Source organism: Thalassospira sp. UBA1131 (assembly GCF_002311515.1).
Taxonomy (GTDB): Bacteria; Pseudomonadota; Alphaproteobacteria; order Rhodospirillales; family Thalassospiraceae; genus Thalassospira.
This window is the reverse complement of sequence record NZ_DCAO01000114.1, coordinates 1-4,745: the sequence shown is the minus strand read 5'-3', so window position 1 is coordinate 4,745 and position 4,745 is coordinate 1. Positions and strand designations below refer to the sequence as shown.

Sequence of the window (4,745 nt, the reverse complement as noted above, 5' to 3'; positions counted from 1 at the left end):
ATGTCGGGTGTGACCGTGCATTATCTTGGTGAAATGCCGGAAGTGCATAATTCCGCCGGGCGTGCCGAATTTGATGAAACCAGTTTCAGCATCTTTGTAAATACCGGCGAGGCCGATGGCATTCAGGTAACTGATGCCAGCATCATTTTCACTAAACTTGATGAACCGACCCCCTATGCCGATATCGAAATCGTCGCACAGGGCAGTGCGCGCAAGGCGCTGGAACTGATTGAGGCAAAACCACTTGGCTTTGCCACGCGGCTTGGCATCGACCCGGCCCAGATCAGCGGTGAACAGGCAACCCGTGTGCGCCTGCATTTCCCGTTGCTTCGCGATGTGACGTTTGACGATGTTGATGTCGCAGCCGCCTCGCGGATTGAAAAGGCCGGGATCGTTGGTGCCTTTCGCGGCATGGATGTCACCGCGGGCAGCTTTGAATTACAGGTCAACACCAAGGGGCTTGAACTTGGCGGCACGGCCACGATTGGCAACGGCAAAACCAACATCAACTGGGTCGAAACCTTTGCGCAAGAGGCTGAGGTCCGAAGCCGCTATAAACTGTCGGGCGATCTTGACCTCGCCGTGTTGCCCGATATCGAACTTGATCCCGGCCCGTACCTGAACGGGATGGCGAAGGGGGAGCTGGATATCCGCGTCGGCTCTGATCAGGTCCGTGTGGTCGGTGACCTTGATTTGACCAATTCGGCGATTTCGGTTCCGATCGAAAAAGTGGGATATCGCAAGGAGCCCGGCGCAAATGCTGCGGCGAAGTTTGATGTTGCCGTAATGTTTGATGGCGGTGGGGTGCTTGACAGTTTCTCACTGATTGCACCAGCGCTTGAGGCAACAGGCCGTGGCAACTGGCGCGGTGACAACGCCATGGCCGACAAATGGTTTGTCGAGCTGCAAGACACCCGTTTTCGCGAAAATATTGATCTTGCTGGCACCATTCGCATGGAAGAAGGCAATCGATTGCTGGTCGATCTGCGGGGTGCGCAATTCGATTTGCGTCCCTTCCTTGAGGATGACGCATCCGGTGAAGCGCCTGCGGACGGCGAGCCGGATGAGCAGAGCTATCTTGTGACGCTGGAAGCTGGCGGTTTCCTGCTTAAGGGGGCTGAGCCATTGCTAAATGATGGCAAGATCACCTTGCGTCAGGAAACCGACAAGCGCGAGCTGGAAATCTCGGCGCGTCAATTGATCGCGACCCCATGGATCGTCGATGACGAACAAAGCAATGACGACGCAGGCAAAGCCGCGTCGGAAACGAATACCGGTGGCATTGGCGAGCGTGCCGAGCGAACCGGCGGCACCACCGAAGTGTTCCTGAATATCGAACAGATGGTTATGGCCAACGGTGAACTTCTGGCCGATCTGCGCGGATCGATCCATACGGTTGGGCAGGAATGGGACCGTCTTGTTTTGAACGGTGCATTTGGTGACCGGGCCAATGTGTTTGTGCAAGTCGCCCGCGAAGACTTCCAGACCCGCAAGGTCACAATGACCAGCGAGGATGCCGGGCGTTTCCTGCGTGCGGTTGATATGTATGAAAATCTTCTGGGCGGACGCCTGACCATTGAAGGCACGGTCGATGAACGCGATATCGCCCAACCCTTCACCGGTCAGGTCACGGTCAATGAATTCCGTGTGGTCAATGCGCCGATTGCGGCCCGCGTGCTCAGTGCCGCGTCGCTGACCGGGCTTGGCGATGTGTTGCAAGGCAATGGCATCGCCTTTACCGAAATGAACGGCGACTTCACCTATGTCAATGATGTGCTGTCGCTGTCAAAGGTGGCGGCAAACGGCGCAGCCGTCGGGGTAACCGCCAACGGGTCGATTGATTTGGCCAAATCGGAAATCCGACTGGCGGGATCAATTGTGCCGATTTACGCGCTGAATTCGGCACTGGGTGCCATTCCGATCCTTGGTGATATTCTGGTCGGCGAAGAAGGCGGTGGCATATTTGCTCCGACCTACACGGTGGAAGGCGATCTGAGCGACCCCAGCATTACGGTCAATCCGCTATCGACCTTTGTGCCTGGCGTGTTTCGCAACCTGATCACCGGTGCCGAGCCGGGCTAAGTCGGCAACAAGACACAAAAAAGCCCCGCACGATGATCGGCGGGGCTTTTTGATTTTATGCGTGTCTTCTTTGATCAGACCGGCTTGATCAGGACGTGGCGTTTCTTGCCTGCAGATACCTTGATCACGCCATCTGCGTTAACCGCATCGGCGGTGATATTGGCATTTTCGTCACTGACTTTTTCGTCATTGATCTTGGCACCGCCCCCCTTGATCAGGCGACGTGCATCACCGCCCGATTTGGCAAGGTCGGCACGGCGGAAAAGATCAAAGGCCGGAATACCGGCATCAAGATCGGCCTTGGCGATTTCCACGGTCGGGAGATCGTCGGCCAGAACACCCTCTTCAAAGGTCTTGCGCGCCGTTTCAGCCGCCGCAAGGGCTGCTTCTTCACCGCGGCACAGTTTGACCGCCTCGAATGCCAGAACTTTCTTGGCTTCGTTGATCTGCGATCCTTCAAGCTTGGCGTATTCTTCGATCTGATCGAGCGACATCTCGGTGAACAGACGCATGAACTTGATCACGTCGGCATCTTCGGTGTTCCGCCAGAACTGGTAGTAGTCATAAGACGACAGGCGTTCTTCGTTCAGCCAAACTGCCCCGGCCGCAGTCTTGCCCATTTTGGCACCGGATGCGGTGGTCATCAGCGGGGTCGTCAGGCCAAACAGCGATTTCTCATCAACGCGGCGACCAAGCTCAACACCATTGACGATGTTGCCCCACTGATCCGATCCGCCCATCTGAAGCGTGCAGCCATAGTTGCGGTTTAGTTCGACAAAGTCGTAGGCCTGCAAGATCATGTAGTTGAATTCAAGGAAGCTCAGCGACTGTTCACGTTCCAGACGCAGCTTGACCGAGTCAAAGGCCAGCATCCGGTTGACCGAGAAGTGGCGACCGAAATCACGCAGGAATTCGATGTAGTTTAGTTTGTCCAGCCAGTCGGCATTGTTGACCATGACCGCATCGGTCGGGCCATCGCCAAACGTCAGGAACTGCTGAAACACCTTTTTGATGCCAGCCATGTTGGCTTCGATGATTTCATCGGTCAGAACCGGGCGGGCGTCATCGCGGCCGGTCGGGTCCCCAACGCGGGTGGTGCCGCCGCCCATCAGGACGATCGGTTTGTGGCCGGTCTTCTGCAGCCAGCGCAACATCATGATCGACACAAGCGATCCGACATGCAGGCTATCTGCAGTGCAATCATAACCCACATAGCACACCACCGTATTTTCCGATGCATAGGCATCAAGGCCTTCAAGATCAGTACATTGGTGGATGTAACCGCGGTCATTCATGACGCGGAGAAAATCAGACTTCAGTTCAGTCATGGTTTTTGCGCTATGTTGGTTGTGATAGAAAATTTGATCCGCCATTTTGTGCGGAGGCGATGATCTAGCACAGAAAACATCCGCTCGGCAACGCATCGGCGAACAGATCTGCCATACGGGTAACGAATTCGCGATAATTTCCTTTTAGGCTGCTCAAAACCAACAGCGATCGCGCACGGAGCACGACATGAGACATGGCTGGATAACAGCAATCGGCATGATGAGTGGCACCTCCCTTGACGGGGTGGACGCAGCCCTGATTGAAACCGATGGCATCGAAGTGCGCCGCACCGGGCAATCGGTTTTTGTGCCTTATGCGCCGGAATTGCGTGAACGTATGCGGGCCTGCTTTGGCAATCGCAGTGCGACCAACACCGAACACGTGGTTGCCGACGATCTGACACAGGTGCATGTTGATGCTGTTAACATGCTGATGGATAAATCCGGTATGTCGGCCGCCGATATTGGTGTGATCGGCTTTCATGGCCAGACCGTGTTTCATGAACCGGCATCAGGTCTGACGCGCCAGATCGGAACGCCGCATATGCTGGCGGAAAAAACCGGCATCCCGGTGGTGGCCGATTTCAGATTGGCCGATGTCGCCGCTGGCGGGGAGGGTGCACCACTTGCGCCCGTCTATCACGCCGCCCTGATCAAAAGTGCCGGTGTTGAGCTGCCTGTGGCGGTTCTGAATATCGGTGGTGTTTCCAACGTTACCTATATCGATGGGGATGACGGCCTGTTGGCCTTTGATTGCGGGCCGGGCAATGCGCGCATTGATGACTGGATGCTGCGCCACACCGGCAATCCGGTTGATTTGAATGGCGCAACGGCGGCCTCGGGCACTGGTGACCCGATGGTCGAGGTCAAATTCCTTGAAGACCCGTATTTTGACCGCATCCCGCCCAAATCATTGGACCGCGAAGATATGGCGGCCCGCATTGACGGGCTGGTGGTTGAGGCCAAACTTAATGTATCCGATGGGGCGGCAACGCTTGCCAATTGCACGGTGGCGGCCATCGTTGCCGGGGTGAACCATCTGCCAGCTGCGCCCAAAGGCTGGTTTGTCTGCGGTGGCGGGCGGCACAACGATTATATCATGGCAACACTCGCCACCCGTCTTGGGGTGCCGGTGCAATCTGTTGACGTGCTTGATTGGGATGGTGATGCGGTCGAGGCTGAATGTTTTGGCTTCCTGGCTGTGCGCCACTTGCGTGACTTGCCGCTCAGTTTCCCGGGAACCACGGGCGTGGCTGAGCCCTGTTGTGGCGGCAAGCTTTATCCAACAAAAAAGGCCGCCTGATCAGGCGGCCTCAGACTGCTGACGAACCCTGT

3 protein-coding genes are annotated in these 4,745 nt (G+C 56.3%); 2 read left to right on the top strand and 1 reads right to left on the bottom strand.

Annotated features, from left to right (window positions below):
- On the top strand, positions 1 to 2,082 hold a 2,082-nt coding region (locus B3Z49_RS19515), incomplete at its 5' end, for an AsmA-like C-terminal domain-containing protein (RefSeq protein ID WP_296993906.1).
- Positions 2,083 to 2,156: 74 nt separating this feature from the next.
- On the opposite strand, the gene tyrS is transcribed toward B3Z49_RS19515, so the two are convergent.
- Entirely contained in the window at positions 2,157 to 3,410 is a 1,254-nt protein-coding gene (tyrS, locus tag B3Z49_RS19510) for a tyrosine--tRNA ligase (protein WP_210519584.1), read from the bottom strand.
- Positions 3,411 to 3,597: 187 nt separating this feature from the next.
- Between tyrS and B3Z49_RS19505 the strand changes: the two genes are divergently transcribed.
- The gene (locus B3Z49_RS19505; RefSeq protein ID WP_296993901.1) at positions 3,598 to 4,713 is read left to right on the top strand and encodes an anhydro-N-acetylmuramic acid kinase; all 1,116 of its coding nucleotides are present in this window, start codon (positions 3,598 to 3,600) and stop codon (positions 4,711 to 4,713) included.
- Positions 4,714 to 4,745 lie beyond the last annotated feature (32 nt).

Bases quoted from the DNA above. Each gene is read 5' to 3' on its own strand.
- tyrS (WP_210519584.1), bottom strand. From the start codon at position 3,410: ATGACTGAACTGAAGTCTGATTTTCTCCGCGTCATGAATGACCGCGGT.
- B3Z49_RS19505 (WP_296993901.1), top strand. From the start codon at position 3,598: ATGAGACATGGCTGGATAACAGCAATCGGCATGATGAGTGGCACCTCC.